This window comes from Xanthomonas sp. F1, from assembly GCF_014199855.1.
Genome location: NZ_JACHOK010000001.1, coordinates 527,761 through 551,783, shown reverse-complemented (window position 1 = coordinate 551,783; position 24,023 = coordinate 527,761). Strand labels below are relative to the sequence as shown.

At 68.5% G+C, this 24,023-nt stretch carries 19 protein-coding genes and 1 riboswitch; of the genes, 5 read left to right on the top strand and 14 right to left on the bottom strand.

What is annotated here, in order from left to right; translation table 11 throughout:
• Positions 1-51 precede the first annotated feature (51 nt).
• Together GGR71_RS02400 and GGR71_RS02395 are read right to left on the bottom strand one after the other, a co-directional pair.
• Positions 52-2,535 carry an acyl-CoA dehydrogenase gene (locus GGR71_RS02400; protein ID WP_160959877.1) on the bottom strand — a complete coding sequence of 828 codons (2,484 nt, stop codon included), beginning with the start codon at positions 2,533-2,535 and terminating at the stop codon, positions 52-54.
• Positions 2,532-3,452 carry an alpha/beta fold hydrolase gene (locus GGR71_RS02395; RefSeq protein ID WP_160959879.1) on the bottom strand — a complete coding sequence of 307 codons (921 nt, stop codon included), beginning with the start codon at positions 3,450-3,452 and terminating at the stop codon, positions 2,532-2,534. The genes GGR71_RS02400 and GGR71_RS02395 overlap by 4 nt, the downstream gene beginning before the upstream one ends.
• Positions 3,453-3,591: 139 nt before the next feature.
• Between GGR71_RS02395 and GGR71_RS02390 the strand changes: the two genes are divergently transcribed.
• Positions 3,592-4,203: a TetR/AcrR family transcriptional regulator gene (locus tag GGR71_RS02390; protein ID WP_017910473.1), complete on the top strand. Its 612-nt coding sequence runs from the start codon at positions 3,592-3,594 to the stop codon at positions 4,201-4,203.
• On the top strand, positions 4,203-5,495 hold the full coding sequence (locus GGR71_RS02385; protein WP_160959882.1) for an aspartyl/asparaginyl beta-hydroxylase domain-containing protein: 1,293 nt from the start codon (positions 4,203-4,205) through the stop codon (positions 5,493-5,495). Before GGR71_RS02390 ends, GGR71_RS02385 begins: the two co-directional genes overlap by 1 nt.
• 43 nt (positions 5,496-5,538) lie before the next feature.
• Here the strand turns inward: GGR71_RS02385 and GGR71_RS02380 are convergent, their stop codons facing one another.
• The 5 genes from GGR71_RS02380 to hslO form a co-directional block, all read right to left on the bottom strand.
• The gene (locus GGR71_RS02380; RefSeq protein WP_160959884.1) at positions 5,539-6,105 is read right to left on the bottom strand and encodes a 2OG-Fe(II) oxygenase family protein; all 567 of its coding nucleotides are present in this window, start codon (positions 6,103-6,105) and stop codon (positions 5,539-5,541) included.
• On the bottom strand, positions 6,102-7,940 hold the full coding sequence (locus GGR71_RS02375; RefSeq protein ID WP_160959887.1) for a tetratricopeptide repeat-containing sulfotransferase family protein: 1,839 nt from the start codon (positions 7,938-7,940) through the stop codon (positions 6,102-6,104). The genes GGR71_RS02380 and GGR71_RS02375 overlap by 4 nt, the downstream gene beginning before the upstream one ends.
• A 78-nt stretch (positions 7,941-8,018) precedes the next feature.
• Entirely contained in the window at positions 8,019-10,904 is a 2,886-nt protein-coding gene (locus tag GGR71_RS02370) for a TonB-dependent receptor plug domain-containing protein (RefSeq protein ID WP_160959890.1), read from the bottom strand.
• A gap of 225 nt (positions 10,905-11,129) precedes the next feature.
• Positions 11,130-11,990 carry an XOO1806 family protein gene (locus tag GGR71_RS02365; protein WP_160959893.1) on the bottom strand — a complete coding sequence of 287 codons (861 nt, stop codon included), beginning with the start codon at positions 11,988-11,990 and terminating at the stop codon, positions 11,130-11,132.
• A gap of 115 nt (positions 11,991-12,105) precedes the next feature.
• The gene (gene hslO / locus GGR71_RS02360) at positions 12,106-12,999 is read right to left on the bottom strand and encodes an Hsp33 family molecular chaperone HslO (protein WP_048490467.1); all 894 of its coding nucleotides are present in this window, start codon (positions 12,997-12,999) and stop codon (positions 12,106-12,108) included.
• An 81-nt stretch (positions 13,000-13,080) separates the two neighbouring features.
• On the opposite strand from hslO, the gene mtgA reads away from it, so the two are divergent.
• The 3 genes from mtgA to GGR71_RS02345 all read left to right on the top strand — a co-directional run bounded on the left by mtgA (position 13,081) and on the right by GGR71_RS02345 (position 15,561).
• Positions 13,081-13,821, top strand: a complete 741-nt coding sequence (gene mtgA / locus GGR71_RS02355; RefSeq protein ID WP_160960022.1) for a monofunctional biosynthetic peptidoglycan transglycosylase — start codon at positions 13,081-13,083, stop codon at positions 13,819-13,821.
• Between the two features lie 329 nt (positions 13,822-14,150).
• A complete protein-coding gene (locus tag GGR71_RS02350; RefSeq protein WP_160959895.1) occupies positions 14,151-15,173 on the top strand; it encodes a glycosyltransferase family 2 protein in 1,023 nt (340 codons plus the stop codon).
• Entirely contained in the window at positions 15,133-15,561 is a 429-nt protein-coding gene (locus GGR71_RS02345; RefSeq protein ID WP_160959898.1) for a CBS domain-containing protein, read from the top strand. Before GGR71_RS02350 ends, GGR71_RS02345 begins: the two co-directional genes overlap by 41 nt.
• Positions 15,562-15,705: 144 nt before the next feature.
• On the opposite strand, the gene GGR71_RS02340 is transcribed toward GGR71_RS02345, so the two are convergent.
• From GGR71_RS02340 to GGR71_RS02310, 7 genes are all read right to left on the bottom strand, one after another.
• On the bottom strand, positions 15,706-17,667 hold the full coding sequence (locus GGR71_RS02340; protein WP_184451607.1) for an AsmA family protein: 1,962 nt from the start codon (positions 17,665-17,667) through the stop codon (positions 15,706-15,708).
• A 51-nt stretch (positions 17,668-17,718) separates the two neighbouring features.
• Positions 17,719-18,390 carry a PAQR family membrane homeostasis protein TrhA gene (gene trhA, locus GGR71_RS02335; protein WP_160959903.1) on the bottom strand — a complete coding sequence of 224 codons (672 nt, stop codon included), beginning with the start codon at positions 18,388-18,390 and terminating at the stop codon, positions 17,719-17,721.
• A 109-nt stretch (positions 18,391-18,499) separates the two neighbouring features.
• The gene (locus GGR71_RS02330; protein ID WP_160959907.1) at positions 18,500-20,104 is read right to left on the bottom strand and encodes a peptide chain release factor 3; all 1,605 of its coding nucleotides are present in this window, start codon (positions 20,102-20,104) and stop codon (positions 18,500-18,502) included.
• 76 nt (positions 20,105-20,180) lie between these two features.
• Positions 20,181-21,551 carry a hypothetical protein gene (locus GGR71_RS02325; RefSeq protein WP_160959910.1) on the bottom strand — a complete coding sequence of 457 codons (1,371 nt, stop codon included), beginning with the start codon at positions 21,549-21,551 and terminating at the stop codon, positions 20,181-20,183.
• The gene (locus GGR71_RS02320; RefSeq protein WP_160960025.1) at positions 21,548-22,447 is read right to left on the bottom strand and encodes an ABC transporter ATP-binding protein; all 900 of its coding nucleotides are present in this window, start codon (positions 22,445-22,447) and stop codon (positions 21,548-21,550) included. The genes GGR71_RS02325 and GGR71_RS02320 overlap by 4 nt, the downstream gene beginning before the upstream one ends.
• A gap of 7 nt (positions 22,448-22,454) precedes the next feature.
• Positions 22,455-22,850 (bottom strand): GntR family transcriptional regulator, encoded by a 396-nt coding sequence (locus GGR71_RS02315; protein ID WP_160959913.1) that lies wholly within the window; start codon positions 22,848-22,850, stop codon positions 22,455-22,457.
• A 67-nt stretch (positions 22,851-22,917) separates the two neighbouring features.
• A complete protein-coding gene (locus GGR71_RS02310) occupies positions 22,918-23,748 on the bottom strand; it encodes a peptidoglycan DD-metalloendopeptidase family protein (protein WP_160959916.1) in 831 nt (276 codons plus the stop codon).
• Between the two features lie 148 nt (positions 23,749-23,896).
• A riboswitch (SAM riboswitch) is annotated at positions 23,897-24,015 on the top strand.
• Positions 24,016-24,023 lie beyond the last annotated feature (8 nt).

Below are 24,023 nucleotides of genomic sequence, written 5' to 3'. Positions count from 1 at the left end.
GCAGACGGCGGACCGAAGTCCGCCGTCGTGGGTGTCGCGTGATCAGAACGATCAGGCCGCTTCGCGCGAATGCCCGTCGTCGGCCGCGGCGGCACGCTGGTAGTAGCTCGCCGAGCGCAGTTCGTCGGTGTCGAAGTCGTCGACGCTGATCGTGTCCATGGTGATCTCGCGCAGTTCCTCCAACTGGCGGCGCTCGTCGGCCGACAGCACGCCTTCGCGCACCGCCTCGTCCAGCTGCGAGGCGAAGTCCAGCGCTTCGATGCCCTTGCTCTTGAGCGCCTTCAGGAACTTGCGCTCCACCGGCTCGGCCAGCACCGCCTTGGTCAGGTAGCTGGCGATGCGGCCGCCGGGGTTGTTCTCGCACGGGGTCAGGAACACGCCCTGGCCCAGACGGTCACGGGCCTCGTTGGGGGTCATCAACAGCGCGGCGACGCGGTGGCCCAGGCGGTCGCCCGGCGCCTCGGCGCGGCGGCCCCACGGGAAGATCAGCGCCCACATCAGCCAGCCGACCGGACGGATCGGGAAGTTGCGCAGCGCCGCCGACAGCGCCAGCTCGATCTTGTGCACGCTGTCGTGGAAGGCCCAGGCCAGCAGCGGCTGGTCGGTGGCCGGCGCGCCGTCGTCGTGGTAGCGCTTGAGCATGGCGCTGGTCATGTAGATGTGGCTCAGCACGTCGCCCAGGCGCCCGGACAGCGACTCCTTGAACTTCAGCTTGCCGCCGAGCATCAGCATCGACACGTCGGCCATCAGCGCCAGGTTCGCCGAGTAGCGGTCCAGCTTGCGGAAGTAGCGGCGGGTGTAGGCGTCGCCCGGGGCGGCGCCGATGCGCGCCGCGGTCAGGCCGAACCACAGCGAACGCACCGCGTTGGAGATGGCGAAGCCGATGTGGCCGAACAGGTTGCGGTCGAACTCGTCGACGCCGGCCTTGTGGTCCGGGTTGCCGGCGGCCTTCATCTCCTTCATCACCCACGGATGGCACAGGATCGCGCCCTGGCCGAAGATCAGCAGGCTGCGGGTCATGATGTTGGCGCCTTCCACGGTGATCGCGATCGGCGCGGCCTGCCAGCTGCGGCCGGCGAAGTTGCGCGGCCCCAGGATGATGCCCTTGCCGCCGACCACGTCCATCACGTCGCTGATGACCTCACGGCTCATCGTGGTGCAGTGGTACTTGGCGATCGCCGACGGCACCGACGGCACGTCGCCGCGGTCCACCGCTGCGGCGGTGGCCTGCGACAGCGCGCTGATCGCATAGGCCTTGCCGCCGATGCGCGCCAGCGCCTCTTCCACGCCTTCGAAGCGGCCGACCGACAGGCCGAACTGCTTGCGGATGCGCGCATACGCGCCGGTGACCACGGCGCCGAACTTGGCACCGCCGCTGGCGGTGGAGGGCAGGGTGATCGAGCGGCCCACGGCCAGGCACTCGTTGAGCATGTTCCAGCCCTTGCCGACCATCTCCACGCCGCCGATCAGCTGGCTCAGCGGGATGAACACCTCGCGGCCGTGGATCGGGCCGTTCTGGAACGGCGAGTTCAGCGGGAAGTGGCGGCGGCCGATCTCGACCCCGGGGGTTTCGCGCGGCAGCAGCGCCAGGGTGATGCCGATGTCCTTGGTGTCGCCGATCAGGCCTTCCGGGTCGTACATGCGGAACGCCAGACCGACCAGGGTCGCCACCGGGGCCAGGGTGATGTAGCGCTTGTCGAAGGTCAGCTTGACGCCGAGCACGTTGGCGCCGTTCCACTCGCCCTTGCAGACGATGCCGTAGTCGGGGATCGAGGTGGCGTCGGAGCCGGCGAACGGACCGGTCAGGCCGAAGCAGGGCACTTCCTGGCCCACCGCCAGACGCGGCAGGTAGTAGTCCTTCTGCTCCTTGGAGCCGTAGTGCAGCAGCAGTTCACCCGGGCCCAGCGAGTTGGGCACGCCGACGGTGGAGCTGACCACGCTGGAGACCGAGGCGATCTTCTGGATCACCTTGTGGTGGGCCAGCGCGGAGAAGCCGAGGCCGCCGTATTCCTTCGGGATGATCATGCCGAAGAACTTGTTCTTCTTGATGAAGCTCCAGAGTTCCGGCGGCAGGTCGGCGTGGACGTGGGTGATTTCCCAGTCGTTGGTCATCCGGCACAGGTCCTCGACCGGGCCATCGAGGAACGCCTGCTCTTCGGCGGTCAGCTGCGGCTTGGGATAGTTCAGCAGCTTCTGCCAGTCCGGGTCGCCGGTGAACAGCTCGCCTTCGAAGCCGACCGAGCCGGTTTCCAGCGCGATGCGCTCGGTCTGCGACAGCGGCGGCAGCACCTTGCGGAACACCTTCAGCATCGGCGCGGTGAGTAGCGGCTTGCGCACGAACGGCAGCAGCAGCGGCACCGCGACCACCACCAGCACCACGGCCGCGACGATGGTGGCGACATGGCTGGCGCCGAGCAGCCAGCACGCGACCAGCAGCGTGGCGCTCAACGCGGCCCAGACGGCGAGCCGCATGCGGTGATAGGCGGCGAATGCGCCGGCCAGCAACAACACGAGGAAGGGGGCGATGATGCTCATGGGCGTGCTCCGGGGAGGTACTCGGTGACGGCGGACGATGCGCCGGCGCAGGCCGGTGGCAGGGCGTCCAGATAGTGCAACACAGTGGCGGTAAATGCGGCGTTGTCGTCGCCGGCCAGCATATGCGTGGCCTCGGGCAGATGCGCGTGTTGCGCATGCGGCACCAGCGACAGGAACTCTTCGATGGTCTGTGGCGTGACCAGGTCGCTGCGGCCGCCGCTGATCAACAGCAGTGGACACTGCACCTGCGCCGCGGCCTGCGCGATCGCGCCCTGGTGCTGGTCGCTGTCGCGCGCCAGCTCTTCGACCAGACGCGGATCCCAGTGCCAGTACCAGCGGCCGTCGTCGTGCTGGCGCAGCACGCTGCGCAACGCTTCGGGCGATTTGCGCGCGCGCTGCGGCAGATACGCGGCGATGGCATCGCCGGCGTCATCCAGGCTGGCAAAGCCCTGCGGGTGCGCGGTCATGAAAGCGAGGATGCGCTCGACCCCGGCCGGCTGCCAGCGCGGGGTGATGTCCACCAGCACCATCGCCCGGAACAGGCCCGGCCAGCGCGATTCGGCGATCAGCCCGAACAGTCCGCCCATCGAGGCGGCGACCAGGACCGGTGGCGGCGACATCTCGCCTGCGACCACGATCAAATCGTCGGTGAACTGCTCGCCGCGATAGGGCAGGTCCGCCGGGTTGCGTGCGGAATCGCCATGGCCGCGCGCGTCGTAGGCGACGCTGCGGTAGCCGTGCGCCTGCAGCGCCGCCGCCGTTGCCGACCAGGCGTGCCGGGTCTGACCGAAACCATGCGCGAACAGCACCGATCCCGCCTCGCCAGGACCGGTGAGGGTCGCGGCCAGCGCCAACTCGCCCGCGCCCGTGAGGGTGGACGAGACGGCATGCGGGACGGTGGTGGAAGCTGAAACCATACGAGATAGTATGGTTGCCCCGCGTAACATGTCAATACGATGCAGTATGGGTGCGAAAAGCCAATGCTGCCGGGCGTTTGCGCCCGCCGCGCGGAGGCCACATACTGCAACCGACGTCCCCGTATGGTTAAATCCACGGATGAATACCGCGCCCGCTCCTTCCTCCGACGACGGCGCCGCTTCCGGCGGTGGCCGCAACAACCGGCTCAGTGCCGAAGACTGGGCGCAGGCCGCCCTGGACCTGATCGCCGAACAGGGCGTGAGCGCGGTGGCGGTGGAACCGCTGGCGCGGCGCCTGGGCGTGACCAAGGGCAGCTTCTACTGGCATTTCCCCTCGCGCGATGCGCTGCTGCAGGCCGCGCTGGAGCGCTGGGAACTGGTCGAGCAGCAACAGGTGTTCGGCAGCCTGGAAGAGGTGCCGGATCCGCGTACGCGGCTGCGCGCGCTGTTCCAGCTGGTCGCGCACGAGGTCAAGCCGCACATCATCTACAGCGAGTTGCTGAAGGCGCTCGATCATCCCGCGGTGCGGCCGGTGATCGACCGGGTTTCGCAGCGGCGCATGGAGTACCTGATCGCCTCGTTCCGCCAGGCCGGGCTCAGCCGCACCGACGCGCAGCATCGCGCACGCCTGGCCTATGCAGCCTACGTCGGCTTCCTGCAGCTGTCGCTGCAACTGCACCAGCCCAAGCAGGCGCGCGAGGACTTCGAGGCCTACGTCGAACACGTCATCGTGACCTTGATTCCCGGCTGATGGCGCAGGTGCCGGCCGCTGCCGACGCGCTGGAGGCCGTGCATCGGCACGTGGCCGAGGGCGACTACCGGGCCGCCGATGCGCTGTGCGAGCGCGCCTTGGACGCTGCGCCCGCCGATCTGGCGCTGCGCCGTGCGCATGCGCTGCTGCTGATGGACAGCGGCGCGTTCGCGCGTGCCGCCCAGGCCTGGGCGTTGGTGGCCGCGGCCGAGCCCAGTGCGGAGGCATGGAGTCGAAGTGCGATCTGCCTGGCCCGGCTCGGTGCGCATGCGCAGGCCGTGCCCGCGTTCGAGCACGCCTTGCAACTGGCCGCCGACGCGTTCCTGGTGCGGTTGTGGTACGCCGAAAGCCTGGATGCGCTGGGGCGGCACGACGATGCCTTGCCGATGTATTTCGCGGCGGTGCGCACGGCGCAGGCAAAGGGGCGCTGGCTCGATCAGAGCAGCACCGCTCCGGAGTTGCAGACGCGCGTGGTCGCCGCGATGCAGCGGATCGATCAGGGGCGGCACGCGCTGTTTGTCGCCGCGATCCAGCCGTTGCTGGATCGTTTCGGCGAGCCAGCGCTGCGCCGGGTGATGGCGGCCTTGCGCATCTATCTCGGGCTGCAGCCACGGCCAGCGGACGATGGCCAGCATCCGACCTTCCTGTACATCCCGGAACTGGATCCGTCGCCCTATCTGGAGGCAGCACGGTTCCCCTGGTACGACCGCCTGCAGGACGCTACCGCCGGCATCGTCGAGGAGGCGCAGCAGGTCCTCGCGTCGCGGCAGTCGGTGCAGCCGTTCCTGGATTTCAGCAACGGTGCGTCGCCGCAGGACTACCTCGTCGGCCAGCGTGGCGACGGCGCCTGGGACGCGTATTTCTTCTACCGACACGGGCAGGCCCATCCGGAGAACCTGCGGCGCTGCCCGCGCACGGCGGCCGCGTTGGCGCAGGTGCCGTTGACGCGGATCGACGGGCATGCGCCGGAGGTGTTGTTCTCGATCCTGGCGCCCGGCACCACGATCAAGCCGCATTACGGCGTGACCAACGCGCGCGTCGTGACCCACCTGCCGTTGATCGTGCCGCCGGACTGCGCACTCGAGGTGGGCGGCATCGTGCATGCCTGGGAGGTCGGGCGCCTGGTCACCTTCAACGACACCTGCCTGCACCAGGCCTGGAACCACAGCGATCGGGTGCGGGTGGTGACGATCCTGGACACCTGGCACCCGGATCTGGACGAGGCCGAGACGCTGGCGCTGCGGCATCTGGTCGAGACGATCGGCGCGTTCAATCTGCGCGCCGGCGTCTGAGCGGCACCCGCCGCGGCGCGTGTGTCGGAGTTCGCAGCGACGCTCAGCGCTTGAACATGAGATAGGTCGACAGGATGTACTTGTCGTTGGACACCGGCGGCTCGCCGACGTGCTGGTACATCCAGTAGGGCGGGAACATCAGCAGCCTGCCGGCGCGGGGAGCGGTTTCCACGTCGAGGTCGCAGAAGCGTGTGGTTCCGCCTTCGTCGACGTCGTTGAGGTACCACAGGAACACCAGATAGCGTTCCGAGACCGCGTCGAGCGCGTCGAAGTGCGGCTGGAAGCGATCGGTGCCGCCCACCTGGTACTTCTTCAGGATCAGTCGGTCGATGGTCGGCCGGTACGGAATGGGCAGGGTCAGGCCCAGTTCCTGGTTGTAACGGGCCAGGTAGCGTTCGATCCGGTCCAGGAAGAAGCCAAGAAAGGCCGGGTCGGCCAGCTTGCCGATATCCAGCTCGGTCCAGTTGCTCTCGCTGAGCGCGGCGTGGAGCGTGCTGCCGTTGCGCAGGTGGTGCGCGCGGGACGCTTCGAACCCGTCGATCAACTGTTGGCAGAACGCGACGGGCAGCGCGTCGTCGTAGCTGCGGATGTAGTCGCTCAGCGCTTTCATGGGGCAGGTGCTTCCAGGTCGTAGCCCCAGTGCGTGGCCACCGGCTGCAGGATCGGCAGCGCGCCGGCCAGCCAGGGCGCGTAGGGATGCCAGCGCCCCACCGCGCGCTGGTTCACCGGTTCCACCACTTGTGCGTAACTGGGGGTGCTGATGTAGCCCTTGCGTGCGGCGTGCTGCGCGAAATCGGCCAGGAACTCGGCCTGGTCGATGCCCAGGAAGTCGCCGATGCGTTGCACTTGCGCAGGAAAATCGGCCACCGTTTCCTCGTACTTGAGGATCAGCAACTGCGGTTGCAGCAGCGCCTGGTGGTGGATCCAGAAGCGCATCGCGTTCACGTAGCTCCTGGCCAGGCGCTCGAGCGTGGAGCACAGCACCATGAAGGCGGGCGAGCGGAAGTTCTGCATGTAGCAGCTCAACAGCACGTCGCAGGGGTGGCGCAGGGCGAGAATGATCTTGGCGTCGGGGAACATGCGCATGATCACCGGCAGGCGCAACATGTTCAGCGGGTTCTTGTCGACCAGTTGCTGGCCTGGGGCCACGCTCGCGACCTTGGCGACTTCCGCCCAGTACACCTGGCGCATCGCCGCGACCTGGTCCTGGTCCAGCGTATCCAGGTCGTAGGGGTAGCGCTTGCCCTGCGCTTCCATCCATTCGATGCAGCGCTGCAGGATCGCGCGCTCGTCCATCGACGCGTAGCGCGGATGCGCATCGAGCATCTGTTCCAGCATCGTGGTGCCCGAGCGGGGAAAGCCGACGATGAACACCGGCGATGCGTCGCTGTCCGGTGCCGTGCCGCGTGTGTCCGCTGCGAATGGCGTCTCCAGCCACAGGCTGGAGATCTGCAGCGGTTCTTCGCCGGAGTGGGCGATGTCCGGCATGGTCTCGGCGGCGAGCTTGAACTGGAGCGCATGTGCCTTCTCCAGCATGGCCATCGCCGCGGCAGGCTCGCCCTGCTTGTCGTCGATGCCGGCCAGCGCAAAATAGGCATTGGCTTCGATCTGCACCTGCGGCCGCAGCGCAAGCAATTCGACAGTGGCGTCGCGCGCGGCGGCGTAGTCCTTGCGGCGCAGCGCCAGCGCCGACTGCAGTTGCAGCAGGTCGATGCGGGTCTGCCTGTCCTCCTGCACGGCCATGGCGCTCGCCTGCTGCCACAGCGCCTCGGCCTGGCCGATGCGGTTGGTGCGTTCGTGCAGTTGCGCCAGGCGGATCAGGTTGGAGAGCGACGGCGCCTGGCCATGCGGCGCTTGCGACAGCAACGCCTCGGCTTCGTCGGTTCTGCCGACCTGGATCAGCGCACCGGCCAGGTCCTCGCGCAGGTCGTCGGGCAAGTGCGGCCACAGTGCGGGCGGCGGGAGCAGGGCGGCGGCGCGTTGCGCATCACCGCATTCGAAGCAGGCGATGGCGGCGTGGATGCGCGCTTCCGGTTGCGCCGGATCCAGGTCGACCGCATCCAGCAGGCGGTGTCGCGCACGCGCGAGGTCGCCCATGTCCAGCAGCAGCAGGCCATGGTCGACGAGATAGTGATAGGTCTGCGGTGCCAGGGCGAGCGCTTGGCGGTAGGCCTGATCGGCGTCGGCATGCTCGCCAAGAGTGCGCAGCGCCATGCCCAGGTTGGCCCAGTGCGCCGACTCCCGCGGCTGCAGGCGGGTCAGGGTGCGGTAGTGCGCGGCAGCGGCGGCCACGTCGCCGCTCTGCTGCAGCGCCATCGCCAGCAGCGTGTGCCAGGCGGGATCGTGCGGCGCTGCGGCCAGCGCCTGCCGGCAGAGGTCGCTTGCCGCGTCGGCCCGGCCTTGTTCGATGAGATCGATCGCGTGTTGCAGGTGTGGAGCGTTCATTCGGGTCTGCCAAAAAAGAGGGCCGCGCGAATGCGTCGCGCGGCCCTCGTCGTTACGTCAGGAGCGGACTGAGCGAACTCAGAAGCTCATGCTGTAGCGAGCCCACAGGTAGCGGCCAACGGTGTCGAAGCTGTTCACGTCCGTGTTGGCGTTCAGCACGTTGTTCTGATACAGCATGGGCGGCTGCTTGTCGAACACGTTGTCCAGGCCCACTTCCACCTTCGAATTGAACCACGGCAGCGCGTAGTTCACGCTGACGCTGTGCAGGAAGTAGGAGCCGTACGGGACCACCACGTACGGGTAGCCGGCATCGGCGCTGCGGTTCTGCGCCGGATCGGCGCTGCCGACGTCGAACGGACCGATGTAGCGCACGCGCCAGCTCGCGCCGAAGTCGCCCTTCTGCCAGTTCACGAACAGGCGGCCGCGGACACGCGAGTACAGGCCGTAGCTCTTGTTGTACGTGCCGGCCACGTGGGTCACCACGCCTGCCGGATCGTCCGGGTTGGTCTTGTTGTCGTAGCGCGCGATGTAGGTGCCGTCCAGGCCGAAGGTGTAGCTACCCCAGGCCGTGTCAGGCAGACGGTAGCGCAGCGCCAGATCCCAGCCCTTGGTATCCAGGCGGCCCAGGTTGACGATCGGCTCGCGGATGAAGTTCACCTGGCCGTCGGAGTAACGGTTGATGAAGCCGCAGAACGGGCTGTTGTTGTCGCTGTAGCAGATGTCGGCCACGGTCTGCGCATCGGCGCGGTTGATCGTGTCGTTCAGGTACAGGCGCCAGTAGTCCAGGCTGGCCGAGAAGCCCGGCAGCCATTCCGGGTCATAGACCACGCCCCAGTCGAACGACTTGCCCTGTTCCGGCTTCAGGGTGAAGCCGGCAGCGACCGAGCCCGACCACACGCCGGTGGTCTGCGACATGCCGCTCGGGGTGATGCCGGTGGCGCCCGGGATGGCGGTCGCACCCGCGCCCGCGCCGCACGCCGCTTCGTGGTTGCGCGCGGTGCCGGTGCGGCCGTAGCCGAGGCAGGGGTCGGCGAAGTTCGGCGCATCGCCGCTGGCGCCGGCGTACAGGTTCTCGATCGTCGGAGCGCGGAACACCTCGGCGACCGTGCCGCGCAGCAGCAGGTTCTGGATCGGACGCCACTCCAGCTGGACCTTGCTGTTGGTGGTGTTGCCGAAGGTGTTGTAGTCCGAATAGCGCGAGCCCAGGGTCAGCGCCAGCAGGTGCGCGAACGGGACCTCGGACAGCAGCGGGACGTACAGTTCGGCGTACAGCTCCTTCACGTTGTACTTGCCGCTCAGCGGAGTGCCGCACGCTTCCTGCGAGATGAAGCAGTTGCCGTTCGCGTTGGCGATGGCGATGTAGTCGACCGCGTTCTTCTGGTACTCCTCGCGCCAGGACACGCCCACTGCCAGCTGCGTGGCGCCGGCCGGCAGCGAGAACAGCTCGCCGTTGGCGTTGGCTTCGAAGCTGCGCATCTGGTAGGTGTTGGAGTAGGTCGGACGCGCCTCGTACTTGCCGAGCGTCGCGATCGTCTGCGGGTCGTTGATGTTGAAGATGTTCAGCGGGGTGCAGCCGGCGATCACCGCGCCTGCGCTGCCGCACTTGACCACGCCATCGGTGTCGCGGAACGACGGGCCCAGCGCGTCGCGCAGGCCGGCGTAGTACACGTAGCCGTAGCTGGTGTTCTCGCGGGTGTAGTGGCCGTAGTTCATGGCCGCGTCCCACTTCCAGGTGCTGTCGCCGACGAAGCCTTCGAGGCCGGCCACGACCTGGTCGGTCACGGTGCTGTAGTAGGAGCGGCGCTGGCCCAGCGAGGTGAAGCGGGTCAGCAGCTGGTTGTACTGGTTGCCGCCGTTGTCCGCGCCGAAGTTGGTGCCGAACGGGTTGTAGAAGTTGTTGGCGGAGATCACCACCTTGTCGCCACGGGCGTCGAACGGCAGCGGCGCGATCGCGAAGTTGGAGCTGGTCTTGTTGTGGTAGACCTGCGCGAAGGCGTTGATGCTGTCGGTGATCTGATAGTTGGCCAGGAAGAACGCATTGGTGCGCTCCTGCGGCGTCATGATCAGGTTGGTGGCCTGGTAGTTGAAGGAGTCGGTCGCGCCGGAATAGCAGCGGTAATCCCCCTGCGAGGCGCCGGACGCGCCGGGCTTCAGGGTGACGGTGGAGCAGCCGCCGTACTGGGCCTGGAGCGCGGCCGGCACGGTGATGCGGCCGCGCGGATTGCGGCTGGAGCCCAGCACGGTGACCGCACCGCTGTACAGGTAGGTCGCGTCCTTGGAGTACTTGCGGTCGGCGGAGGAGATGCCGTCGAACTTGTTGTAGTTCAGGCCGACCATGATGTTGCCGCGATCGCCGACCTGACCGAAGGTCAGCGAGCCGCCGCTGCGCGCGCCATCGCTCAGGTGCGTCGCCTGACCGTAGTCGAGGGTGACCGCCAGGCCTTCGAAGTCCTTGCGCAGGATGAAGTTGACCACGCCGGCCACGGCATCGGAACCGTACACGGCCGAGGCGCCGCTGGTCAGCACTTCGATGCGCTCCACGGCGCTGGCGGGGATCGAGTTGACGTCGTTGTTGACGACGCGACGGCCGTTGACCAGCAGCAGGGTGCGCTCGTCGCCGAGGCCGCGCAGGTCGACCGAGGACTTGCCGTCGCCGCCGCCGTTGTTGACCGCCGGGCTGGCCGGCGCGCCGGACATCGCCGGCAGTTCCTGCACCAGGTCGCCGAGGGTCAGCTTGCCGGTCTGCTCGATCGCGGCGCGATCGATCACGACCACCGGGCTGGCGGTCTCGGTTTCAACGCGGGCAACGCGCGAGCCGGTGACCTGGATGGTGTCCAGGGTCTTGGACGCATCGTTGGAGGAGCTGTCCTGCGCCGCGGCCGCGCCGGTGCTGAGCAGCGCGGTGGTGCCGGCGGCGAGTGCGAACGCGATCGCGTCGCGCAAGCGATGGGTCTTGCAATTCATTGGCTCTCTCTCCGAAAGGTGTATGTCAGCTGAGTTCTCCTGCGGAGGCGCCGAAATGCGATGCCAAAAACCGCGGGGTGAGCCGATGTTAACTTTGTCTTCAGAGAAATTAAAGAGTCGTTAATGAGGGGGCAATTTTAGTGATGTATATCACGTCTGTTCAGGCAATAAAAAAGCCCCCGCGAGGAGGCTTTTCTTTGCGGAACAATACGTTGCTGGCGGTCGCTACAGGTCCTGCTCGTAGCGCACGTAGGGGATGGTCCCCTCTTCGGTGCTGATGTTGTTCGGCGAGAACGGGTTCTTGCCGCGGGTGATGACGTTCTCGGCGCCGACGGTCAGCTGGCCGCTCCACGGGGTGCGCCAGGTCAGGCCCACGCCCAGGCCGGTCCACTTGCCGGGCTGGCCGGGGGCATCGACGACACGGCCGATGACGTTGGCGCTGAACGAGCCGTAGCCGCCGCCGATGCTCAGGCTCTTGCTGTCCCAGCGGTCGAGCATGGCCGGGGAGGCATCGGCGATCGGCACCAGGCGCGCCTTGGCGTAGGTGCCGCCAATCGAAACGAAGCCCTCGCGGCCGATGTTCTGCTGCGCGAAGACGGTCAGGTCGTTCTGCTCCATCCGCATCGACGGCGTCTTGTTGGCGCCGGCCAGCCAGGCGGGGAGGTTCTCGCGGCCGGTGCCGGCCGACAGCGACAGGCGCCCGCCGGGGCGGTTGAAGGTGGTGGTGGCGGCGACATGGTGGCCGGTGGTGCCGTCGTCGTCGCCCAGGCTGGCCAGCATGCAATGGCTGGCCAGTCCGCTGATGCTGCTGCCGCTGGCGCTGTTGCACAGCAGGCCCAGCGAGTCGCCGGAGGACAGGCCGAACGCGGCATCCAGGGAGTTGCGGCCGAAATGCCAGCGCGCGCCCACCGCCTGTTCGCCGGTGGGCTCCAGGTACAGCAACGCCTCGACCTTGCCGCTGCCCTTGTTCCAGACCGGCAGCACCGTGCGGTCCTGGCCATTGGCCGGCTTGCTCTGCGCGTGCACGCCCGTGCTCGCCGCAAGGGCGATCAGCAGGGCGAGCGGTAGGCGCAGGAAGGGTCGCATCAGCAGTCTGAGACTTGGGGCGGGCACGAAAGTTCCCGCCGGACAGGGTGATCGATGCTAGTGGATTTATGTTTCTTTAACAAGTCGGACTCCCCGGTCGCGACGCGCATTTCAGCTAGTGCAAGCGCTCCGAGGAGCTCGGTTCAGCCTGCGTTACGGCAAACAATACTCCGAATTCCGTCAAGGGGAAGTCATAGTGTCGGCCGCAGAATTCGCAGCGGATCTCAACTTGGCCGGTGGCCTCGGCCGCGGCCCGCGCTTCTTCCTCGCCCAGCGAGCGCAGCATCGCCGCGACCCGCTCGCGCGAGCACGAGCAGCCGAAGCGCAGCGGGCGGTCGCCCAGCAGTTCCGGGGTCTCTTCGTGGAACAGCCGGTGCAGCAGGGTCTCGGCCGGCGTGGCCAGCAGTTCCGCCTCGCCGACGGTCTCGAACAGTGCGCCGGCGCGGTTCCAGCCGTCCTCATCGCCCGCATCGCCAGGCAGCTTCTGCAGCAACAGGCCGGCGGCATGGGTGCCGTCGGCGGCCAGGATCAGCCGCGTCGGCAACTGCTCGGACTGGCGGAAGTAGTCCTCGAAGGCTTCGTCCAGCTCGGCCGAGGACATCGCCACCAGGCTCTGGTAGCGCTGCGGCTCGCGCGGATCCAGGCCGGGATTCTCGATGGTGATCGCCAGCAGGGCGTCGTCGCCCAGCGCGCGCAGGTCGCGCGGCGCGTCCTGGCCGTCGCCCAACTGGACGATGCCGCGCAGCGTGCCGGCCGCGGTGCACTCGGCGAACAGGGTGCGCAGGGCGCCCTGGCTGCGCAACTGCACCGACAGGCGCCCGTCGACCTTGGTGTGGCCGGTGAACAGGGCCGCGGCGACGCAGGCCTCGCCGAGCAATTCGGTGGCCGCCGCCGGGTAGCTGGCCGGCGCCAGGATTTCGCGCCAGGTGTCGTGCAGGCGCACGTGCACACCGCGCACGCCGGCGCCGGGCAGCAGGAAGCGGGTCAGACGATCGTCGGAAGAATGCATTGCGGCCTCGCTGCGCATGGGAAGATGGCGACCGCACGAGAGTGGATCGTCACGGTGGACCAGATCGAAGAGAGCATAGGAATGGGGGCGGCGCGCCGCGATGCAAGTGGCGCTGCGCCGGCGCGTCCGCGCAAGCGTTGGCGGCGCTGGTTGCTGCTGGCGCCGCTGATCTTCGTGCTGGCGAGCGTGTCGCAGGTGCTGCTGCTGCGTTTCGTCGATCCGCCGTTCTCGGCGATGATGCTGGAGCGCCAGCTCGGCGCCTGGGCCGGCGGCGACTGGTCGTACCGCATCGCCTACGACTGGCGCGACACCGCGCGGATCGCGCCGAGCCTGCCGATCTCCCTGGTCGCTGCGGAGGACCAGCGATTCCCCAGCCATCACGGCTTCGACCTGGACGCGATCGAGAAGGCGCGCGACCACAATGCGCGTGGCGGGCGCCTGCGCGGGGCCAGCACGATCAGCCAGCAGGTCGCCAAGAACGTGTTCCTGTGGCAGGGCCGCAGTTGGCTGCGCAAAGGATTGGAGGCCTGGTACACGGTGCTGATCGAGGCGCTGTGGTCGAAGCAGCGGATTCTCGAGGTGTACGCCAATGTCGCCGAGTTCGGCGATGGCGTGTATGGCGCGCAGGCGGCGGCGCGCAGCTTCTGGGGCAAGGACGCGGCGCAACTGACCCCAGCGCAGAGCGCGCTGCTGGCGGCGGTGCTGCCGGCGCCACAGCGCTATAACGCCACCCGTCCCGGTCCTTATGTGCAGGGTCGCGCCAACTGGATCCAGCGCCAGACCCGGCAACTGGGTGGGCCGGCCTACCTGCAGGCGCCGTAGGTTTAGCCCTCTCCCCTCGGGAGAGGGGTTGGGGTGAGGGTACGGTCGGCACGTGAGCGTGGCGGGGTTGGCGGCACCCGCACCCTCATCCGCCCCTGCGGGGCACCTTCTCCCGGTGGGAGAAGAAACTTGAAGCCCCTCTCCCGCCGGGAGAGGGGTTGGGGTGAGGGTACGGTCGGCATGTGAGCATGGGGGGATTCGGCGGTCGACGCACCCTCATCCGCCCCTGCGGGGCACCTTCTCCCGGTGGGAGAAGGGAGGGGCTCCCGTTTTTGTTACGTAGTGCCCCGCCGCTGGTGAACGCGCAGGCCGCTCCGTACCATCCGCCGATGGAATCCGAACGTCTCACCGTCGTCGTCACTGCGTTCAACGAGGCGCAGACCCTGCCGCTGTTGCACCCGCGCATCCTCGCTGCGCTCGACGCCGTGCCCGGGCTGGAGGGTCGGGTGCTGTACGTGGACGACGGCAGCCGCGATGCCACCTGGGAGACGATCCAGGCGCTGGCCGCGTCCGACCCACGGGTCGGCGCGTTGCGCCTGTCGCGCAATTTCGGCAAGGAGCTGGCGCTGACCGCGGGGTTGGACTGCGTCGAGTGCGGTGCGGCGATGCTGCTGGACGCCGACGGGCAGGATCCGCCGGAGCTGATCGGGCAGTTCGTGGCGCACTGGCGTGCCGGCTACGACGACATCTACGGCACGCGCCTGGTGCGCGAAGGCGAGGGCTGGCTCAAGCGCGGCACCGCGGCGCTGTTCTACCGGGTGATCGGGCGCCTGTCGAAGACGCCGATCCCCGCCGATACCGGCGATTTCCGCCTGCTGTCGCCGCGCGCGCTGGCCGCGCTGCGGCAGTTGCGCGAGCGCCACCGCTTCATGAAGGGACTGTTCGGCTGGATCGGCTTCCGCCGCCTGGCGGTGCCGTATCGGCGCGCGCCGCGGCTGGCCGGGCGCAGCAAGTTCAGCCTGTGGCGGCTGTGGAACTTCGCTCTGGACGGCATCACCGGCTTCTCCACCGCGCCGTTGCGGGTGGCCACCTACCTCGGCCTGGCGACGGCGGCCGGCGCCTTCCTGTTCGCGCTCTTTGTGGTGGTCAAGGCCGCGCTCTTGGGCGACCCGGTGGCGGGCTGGCCGACGATGATGGCGGTGATCCTGTTCCTGGGCGGCGTGCAGCTGATCGCGCTGGGCCTGATCGGCGAGTACCTGGGCCGGCTGTACGAGGAATCCAAGCAACGTCCGCTGTATCTGGTGGAAACCTGGCGTGCACCGGGCGAAGGAGTATGCTCGGCCGTGCGATCCAGCGAACCGGGAGGCAGCGATGCGGACGGTACGGCAGGTCTTGAGCGAAAAGGGCAATGAAATCCACGCGGTCGCGCCGGACACGGCGGTGATCGAGGCGCTGCGGCTGATGGCCGCCAAGGGCATCGGCGCGGTGCTGGTGCTGCAGGGCGGACAGCTGTCCGGCATCCTGTCCGAGCGCGATTACGCACGCAAGGTGGTCCTGCAGGATCGCTCCTCTGCAACCACGCCAGTGCGCGACATCATGAGCAGCAGGGTGCACACCGTGGACCCGTCGCAGAGCGTCCAGCAGTGCATGGAACTGATGACCGGGCAACGCATCCGCCATCTGCCGGTGGTGGACGCCGGCAGCGTGATCGGCGTGATCTCGATCGGCGACCTGGTCAAGGCGGTGATCGAGGAGCAGCGCCAGGAGCTGGATCAGTTGCAGGAGTACATCAGGAGCTGAGATTGGGGAGTCGGGATTGGGGATTCGCAAGAGCGGCGGCTGCGCGTGCGCCGATGTGTGCCTAGCGAATCATTCATCTGGATTTGGCGGTGATCTGGACGCGTGCATTTGCGAATCCCCAATCCCTAATCGCCAATCCCGCGGCTACTTGCCGCCGCACTGAATATCCTTGCCCGGCCCGGTCTCGATGGTGGCCAGCAGGGCGGCGGGCGGGGCGATGCTGCCCAGGGCGACGGCGATCGCGCCGCGCAGGCCCAGGGCCTTGAAGTCGGGGCGGAAGCTCGGGTCCTTGAAGGTGCCGCCGACGCGCAGCGGCGAGCGCAGGGCGAGGATGCTGTGGTCCTTGGGTTGCGCCTTCAGCAGCAGGTCCAGGCGTTCCTGGCTCAGGTCGATGGTGCCGCTGCCGACCAGCAGGGTATCGGTGCTGTCGAAGGCCAGGCCGCGCGAGGTCATCACCCCGCGCTGCACCGCGAAGTCGCCGAACGCGCAGCGCACCGGGATTTCGCGGTCCTTGGTCACCAGGTACTTCAGCGACTCGGCGATATCCAGGCCGGCCAGTTCCATCACCAGGTTGCTGATGCGGCCTTTGCCCATGCCGACGGCGACGCTGCCGTCGGCGCTGCCGAGCATCTGCGCGATCGAGTTGCCGCTGCCGGCCAGGGCGATCTCGCCGCCGATCGCGCCGGCGGCCTCCTTGGCCAGCTTGCCGTCGGGGAACAACTTGCCCAGTTGTACGCCGCGGATCGACAGCTGTGCGCGCGTGAGCAGGGTGGGCTTGCGCGCATCCATGCGAATGTCCGAGCGGATGTCGCCCCCGGCCACGCCGAAGTTCAGCGGCTGCAGCAACAGCACGCCGTCGTCGAGCTTCAGGTGCGCGTCCATGTCGTCCAGCGGCAGCGACGGTGCGTTGATGCGCTGCGCCTTCCAGCGCACGTCGGCGTCCATCGCGCGCAGCTTGCCGAGGTCGTACGGCGTGGACGGCAGTACCTTGTCGGTGGCGGCGAGCTTGGCCGCCTGCGCCTTCTGCTCGGCATTGGCGGTCTCGCCGGCGCCGGTGCGTGGCGGTGCGCCGATGAAGCCGGCCAGGTCGTCGAAATCCAGCCGTTGCGAGCGCAGGTCGGCGCGCAGGAACGGACGTGCGCCGCCTGTCTCGATCTGCACCGTGCCGGCCAGATCGCTGTCGCCGGCGCGGCCGCGGAAGTCCTGGTAGCGCCAGCGATCGCCGTCGCGCTGCAGACGCCCATCCAGCTGATAGGGCGGGGTGGAAGGAATGGCGATGCCCAGCAGTGGATACAGGTGGGCCATGTCGGTGCCCGCCAGCTGCAGTTGCAGGTCGAACACACGCAACTGAAACGGGTTGGTGAGGGTGCCGCGCATGTGCGCGCGGGTGCTGCCGGCGCTGCCGCGCAGGTCGACGCGGAACGGATGATCGCTCTCGCTCAGTTCCAGCGGCGAGGCGGTATTGCCCTTGAGAGTGAACGGATTGCCGCGCCAGCGGCCGTCGCCGCTGACCGTGATCGGCGGTGCGGCATCGCCACGGCGACGCTGTCCGACCTGGCTGTCGACGGCGATGTCGATCTCGGTGCGTCCGGCGGGGTCCTGGAAGCGCAGATGCCCTTGTTGCACCAACAGGGCGCCAAGGACCACTGGCCTGCCGCTGTCGTCGGACTGGCCGAACGCCCAGTTGCCGGGCTGTCCAACCGGGCCTGTCTCTAGCAGCAGATCGGGCTTGGTCAGGCGGATCTCGGGGATGCGCACGCGGCCGCGCAGCAGCGGCCACAGCGCGATGTCCAGTTCGGCGCGGTCGGCGCTGGCCATCTGCGGCTGCTTCGACCAGTCGGCATTGGCGAAGCTCAGGCGATCGCCACGGACGGTGACGATGCGGCCCAGCTCCACGTCCAGATCGCCGTCGATATGGAAGGCGCGCCCGGTGCGCGCCTGCACCGCGCGTTCCACCGGCGCCTTGAACCAGTTCCAGTCGAAGATCAGGATGATGACGAGCAGGAGCAGCACCAGTGCGCCGAGCACGAACGGCCAGCGCCGCAGACGGCCGTCATTGCGCCGCCAGGGCCAGGAACGGGATGCGGAAGCGGGGTCGCGAGCCATGCAGCCATCCTAGGCAGCGGCCGTGCACGGGGTGCGAAAGCGAGCGGCGCCTCAGAGCACCTGGCCGGTCACCGCCACGAAGTGGCAGACGCTGCCGGCGAGGACGAACAGGTGCCAGATGGCGTGGAAGTAGCGCACGGTGTCGCGCTGGTAGAAGTACGTGCCCAGGGTATAGAAGAGGCCGCCGGCCAGCAGCCAGCCCAGGGTCCAGGCGTCGATGGAGCGCAGCAGCGGTTCGATCGCCACCACGATCAGCCAGCCCATGGCGATGTACAGGATGGTCGACAGCAGGCGGAAACGGCCGGTGAAGAACAGTTTGAAAATGACCCCGGCCACGGCGATGGTCCAGATCGCCGCGAACAGGCCCCAGCCCCACGGGCCGCGCAGGCCGATCAGGGTGAACGGGGTGTAGGTACCGGCGATCAGCAGGTAGATCGCGCAGTGGTCGAAGATCTGCAGGCGCGCCTTGGCGCCGGGATGCGGGATGGCGTGGTAGAGCGTCGAGGCCACGTACAACAGCAGCAAGGTGACGCTGAACACGATGGCGGTGGCGAGTTGCCAGCCGTCGCCATAGATCGCGGCGAGGGTGATCAGCACCGAGCCGCCGGCCAGCGCGGCGATGGCGCCGAGGCCGTGGGTCAGCGCACTGGCCAGTTCGTCGCGCCAATCCGTGGAAGGCGGCGCGTCGGCGTTCGAGTAGGCGGGCGAACGGTCTGCATCCATGGGCCCGCACGGTAGCGCAATTGCGAGCGGTTCGCATCCGCTGCGGCGCAGCACCGCGCCGCCGGTTGGGCGTGCGCTCAGCCGGCGCACGCCCACGGTCACATGGTTGTCATTCCATTGCCACGCTGTGCGCGTGTTCGCGGGTGGCGGCGAAACGCACGTCCGGCGCGCGTTCCTGCGCCAGTTGCAGGTTGACCCGGGTCGGGGCCAGGTAGACCAGTTCGCCGGCGGCGTCGATGCCCAGGTTCATCGCATTCTTCTCGCGGAACTCTTCCAGCTTCTTGGGATTGTCGCAATGCACCCAGCGCGCGGTGACCACGCCCACCGGCTCGAAGCTGGCATCCACGCCGTACTCGTCCTTGAGCCGGTAGGCGACCACGTCGAACTGCAGCGTACCGACCGCGCCGAGGATCAGGTCGTTGCTCATCAGCGGGCGGAAGAACTGGGTGGCGCCTTCCTCGGACAGCTGCGCCAGGCCCTTCTGCAACTGCTTGAGCTTGAGCGGATCGCGCAGGCGCGCACGGCGGAACAGTTCCGGGGCGAAGTTGGGGATGCCGGTGAACGACAGCGACTCGCCCTCGGTGAAGGTGTCGCCGATCGAGATGGTGCCGTGGTTGTGGATGCCGATGACGTCGCCGGGATAGGCCTCGGCGGCGATCTCGCGGTCGCTGGCCATGAAGGTCAGCGCATTGGCCAGCTTGACTTCCTTGCCGGTGCGCACGTGCAGGGTCTTCATGCCGGCGGCGAAGCGGCCCGAGCAGATGCGCATGAAGGCGACGCGGTCGCGATGCTGCGGGTCCATGTTGGCCTGGATCTTGAACACGAAGCCGGTCAGCTTGTCCTCGCCGGCCTGCACCTGACGGCCGGTGGTGGCGCGCGGTTGCGGCGGCGGTGCGTGCTCGGCGAAGAAGTCCAGCAGCGGCTGCACGCCGAAGTTGTTGACGCCGGAGCCGAAGAACACCGGAGTCTGCCTGCCGGCGCGGTAGGCGTCCAGGTCGAAGGCATGGCTGGCGCCCTGCACCAGTTCCAGTTCCTCGCGCAGTTCGGCCAGCATCTGCGCGCCGATCTTCTCGGCCAGGCCGGGTGCGTCCAGCGACGGGAAGATGGTCGAGTCCTGGCGGGTGAAGTTGCGGCCGGGTTCGTACAGGTGCACTTCGCCGGTCACCAGGTGCACCACGCCCTTCAGGCGCTGGCCCATGCCGATCGGCCAGGTCACCGGCGCGCACTCGATGCCGAGCACGGTCTCCACTTCGTCGAGCAGGTCGATCGGGTCCTTGCCTTCGCGGTCGAGCTTGTTGATGAAGGTCATGATCGGCGTGTCGCGCAGTCGGCACACCTCCATCAGCTTGATGGTGCGTTCTTCCACGCCCTTGGCCACGTCGATCACCATCAGCGCCGAGTCCACCGCGGTGAGCACGCGATAGGTGTCCTCGCCGAAGTCGGCGTGGCCGGGGGTGTCGAGCAGGTTGATGATCTTGCCTTCGTACGGGAACTGCATCACCGACGAGGTCACCGAAATGCCGCGCTCCTTTTCCAGCGCCATCCAGTCCGAGGTGGCGTGGCGCGCGGCCTTGCGGCCCTTCACCGAGCCGGCCATCTGGATCGCCCCGCCGAACAGCAGCAGCTTTTCGGTCAGCGTGGTCTTGCCGGCGTCGGGGTGGGAAATGATGGCGAAGGTGCGGCGGCGCGCAGCTTCGGTGGCGACTTCGGACATGGGCGGCACGCCCGCGAAGGGCGTCATCGGCAACGGAGGAAGCCCGCGATTATAGCTGGCTTCCCGCGGCGGCCGTTCAGTTGAGCAGCCAGGGATGCGGGCGCTTGCTGGATTGGCGCGCCACTAGGTTGTAGACGATGACCATGCCGAGCAGCAGCAGGCTCCAGGCCGGCGCCAGCCAATGCGGCGCGACTGCGCCAGGCAGGCCGACCTGGCCGATGCTGATGGCGCCCAGCAGCGTCAGCGTGCAGTGCGCCACGACCAGCGCCAACACGCTGCGCGGCCAGCGCAGGCAGGCCAGCAGGACGGTGCTGGCAAGCAGGGTCCCGGTCAGGGTAATCGACACGGTCAGCGGGTAGTAGGCGGTCGGGGCGTGTCTGAGCAGGCCGAGCAGCCAGGACAGGCCTAGCCACGGAAGCATCGCCGCGATCGCGCATTTCAGCACCACTTGGTTGAACAGCGTGCCGATCTGCCCGGGTGTGCCCAGGCCGGGCAGCAGGGCGCTTTCCATCAGGCCGAGGTTGCCGTGCTTGCGCCACAGCCACAGCCGTTGCAGGAACTTCGCGCTGGACAGGTTGGCCATGACGTTGGCCAGGATCAGCGGCAGCGTCGGCGATTGCGTGCCCACCAGCAGCGTCCACAGCAACACCAGCGACGGCATGACGAGGACGGCCAGCACGGTGCCGGCCGCGCTGCCGGGAGCGAAACCTGGACCGAGTGCGAAGCGCATGGCGCGTTCCGGTGCGCCGTGCAGGCCCGAGGGAACGCTGGGGCGCGCAATGCCCTGCATCCACCCACGGCTCCCGGTTTGCGATGCGACCACCTGCCTGATCGCGCCGTCGCCGGGCAGGCGCGGCTGCAGGTTCATCCACAGCGGACGCAGCCAGGGCGCGAGCGCGACGGGCCGAGGCGTGCTGGCGCGGCGGTACGCCCACGTCGCGCCCGCGACGCACGCTGCAGCGATGGCCAGCATGGTGCTGCGCGGGTACGCGTCCAACGGCACGCCGACCCAGTGGTGCAGCATGAAGCCGAGGGGCGGCAGGCACAGCAGTGCGGTACTGGACCACGCTGGCGCTGTCGCCAGCAGCAGCCCGCCGGACGCGCACAGCAGCAGCGTCGGCGTCGCCAGGCTGGGATCGCTGCCGCGCGGCACGTACAGCAGGACCGGCACCAGTACGGTGCCGGCCACCGCCAGAGTGAACAGGTGCGCGAAGCGCCTGTGCAGCCCGGGAAGGCGCAGGCGATGCGCCTGCTCGAGCAGGCTCAGCAAGCGTGCGCCGAGTCGTGCCCAGAGCAGCAGCACGATGGGACAGGTCAGCACCAGCGGCGATGGCGGATTGTCGACCCATGTCAGGGCCAATGCCGCGGCGATCACCCAGGGGTAGACCCATCGGGTCCTGCCCGATGCCGTGTACAGCAGGCGCAGATCGGCGAGCAGACGCTTCATCCCGCCACCTCGATGAACAGGTCCTCCAGGCCGAGCCGGTCGATGCGCAGACCGGGCACGCCGAGCAGGGCGGAAGGCGGTTCGCTGGCGTGCAGCAGCACGGCGGTGCCGCCGTCGGGGCTGCGGCGCCGTGCGAGTTCGCCGCGCAGCACGGCGTCGCCGAGCAGCGCGGCGGCGGCCGGCGGCAGCGTGAGTCGCAACACGCTGTCCTTGAGGTCGTCCAGCGGCTGGTCGAGCAGCAGCCGGCCCTGGTTGAGGAAGGCCACGCGCGAAGCCACGCGTTCCAGGTCGCTGACGATGTGGCTGGAGAACAGCACGGTGGTGCCGGCGTCGCAGGTTTCGGTGACGATCTCGCGCATCAGGTCGCGACGCGCGACCGGGTCCAGCGCCGAGGCCGGTTCGTCCAGCACCAGCAACGCCGGCCGTGCGGCCAGTGCGCGCACCAGGGCCAGGCGCTGGGCCTGGCCGGGCGAGAGTTTGCCGATGCTCTGGCGGCGGTCCAGTTCCCAGCGGCGCAGCAGCGTCTCCGCGCGCTGCGCGTCCCAGTGCGGATAGAGCTGCGCGGCGAAGGCGAGCAGTTCCTCCACGCGCATCCAGCCGAACGCCTGCGGCTGCTGCGGCACGAAGCCCAACTGCGCCTTGCGCGCATCGTCCAGGCGCAGCGCCGGGCCGCCGAACACCCGCGCCTGACCACGTTGCGGCTGCAGCAGGCCGAGCAGGCAGGCCAGCAGGGTGCTCTTGCCGGCGCCGTTGCGGCCGATCAGCCCGACCACCTCGCCGCGCGCCACCTGCAGGTCCACGCCCTGCAGAATCTCGCTGGTGCCGAAGGCCAGGTGCAGGTCATGCGCCGCCAGCGGCAGGTCCATGTCCAGGTCGGTCTGGATTGCGCTCTGCATCACCACGCTACTCATCGCCAGGTTCTCCAAACAACTGTTCAAGACGTTCGATCACGGGAGGCGACGGCAGGCCCAGTTCCCGGCAATGCCGGACCAGTTCCTGCAGGCGCGGTTCGATCAGCTCCAGGCGCTGCCGTTGCCGCTGCGGTGCGGCGGCGGTCGCGGCGATGGCCATGCCACGGCCGCGCAGGCGTTCCAGCACGCCTTCGGCCTCGAGCTGGCTGTAGGCGCGCGAGACCGTCATCGGATTCACCGCGTGGGCGGCGGCAACCTCGCGCACCGAGGGCAGGCCGTCGCCCGGGCGCAGTTGCCCGGCGGCGACCAGGCGGCGGATCTGCTCGACGATCTGCCGGTAGATCGGCTCGGGGGCGCTGGGTTGGACGTGGAGGTCGGTTGCATCCATGTGTATTAATACATCAATACACTTGGCGCCTGTCAAGGCGTTTGCCGACGAACGGTAGGCGGCACGCTCAGGGTGGGGTGGGGTGGGCGAAGCGCAGTTCGCCCAGCGGGCCGGCCATCCGGAACGGCACCGATTCCAGGCGCAGGCCGCGGTTGAGCTGGACGGCGAAATGCAGGTGCGGGCCGCTGCTCAGGCCGGTGTTGCCGGACAGGCCGAGACGCTCGCCGCGCCGGACCGCCTGGCCGACCCGCACCTGCACGCCGCCGGCGACCAGGTGTGCGTAGATCGCCATGCTGCCGTCGGCGTGCAGCACCCGCACCAGGTTGGCGGCCTGGCCCAGGCGCCGGTCGGTGCCGGATTCGCGGAAGTCGTCGCGCACCTCCATCACCACGCCCTCGCGCGCGGCCAGCACCGGCGTGCCTTCGGGCAGGGCGAAATCCAGCGCATAGGCGTTGGCCGGATCGTGATGGCTGAACGCACCGCCGAAGCCCTGGTCGATGCGCACCGGGCGATCGGCGAAGGGCAGGGCGTACAGCACCGCGTCGGCATGCGCGCGCGGCGAACCGGGGACTGCCTCGATGCGCAATCGGGCCCCATCGCCGCTGGCCTCGGCCAGGTCGCCGGGCGGATACAGGCGCGCGACCACGCGGCGTTCGCTGGCGGCCAGCTCCACCATCAGCGGCAGCGCGGGCACGGCGGTGAAGCCGGCGCTGTCGCCCAGCAGGCGGATCTGTACCGGGCCACCGAGCGGATTGCCCAGCGTGACCTCGCGCAGGCCGCTGTCGCGGGTCTGCACCTCCAGCCATGCCGGGGGCGGTTGCGGCCCCGGCCGCGGGGCATTCCAGCGCAGCAGCGGTTGCGCGGACGCAACGGTGGCCGCGGCCAGCGATAGAACCACGGCAAGCCAGCGGCGGGGACGGCGTCGGCGCACGGACGGAAGCTTCGATGGGGGAGGCGGAGTATGGCCGAGGCCAGGGATCGAAAAATCATATCGCTTCATCCGAATAAAGAGATTGACATTGCCGAAAATCGCTGGCATCGTGGCTCCACCATCGAGACCGGCGGAGGGACAGGCCCTTTGATGCCGGGGCAGCCAGCGGACGCGCAAGCGCCCGTGTAGGTGCCAAATCCTGCGGGGACCACCGCGTCCGCCGAAAGATGGTTCGATCCATG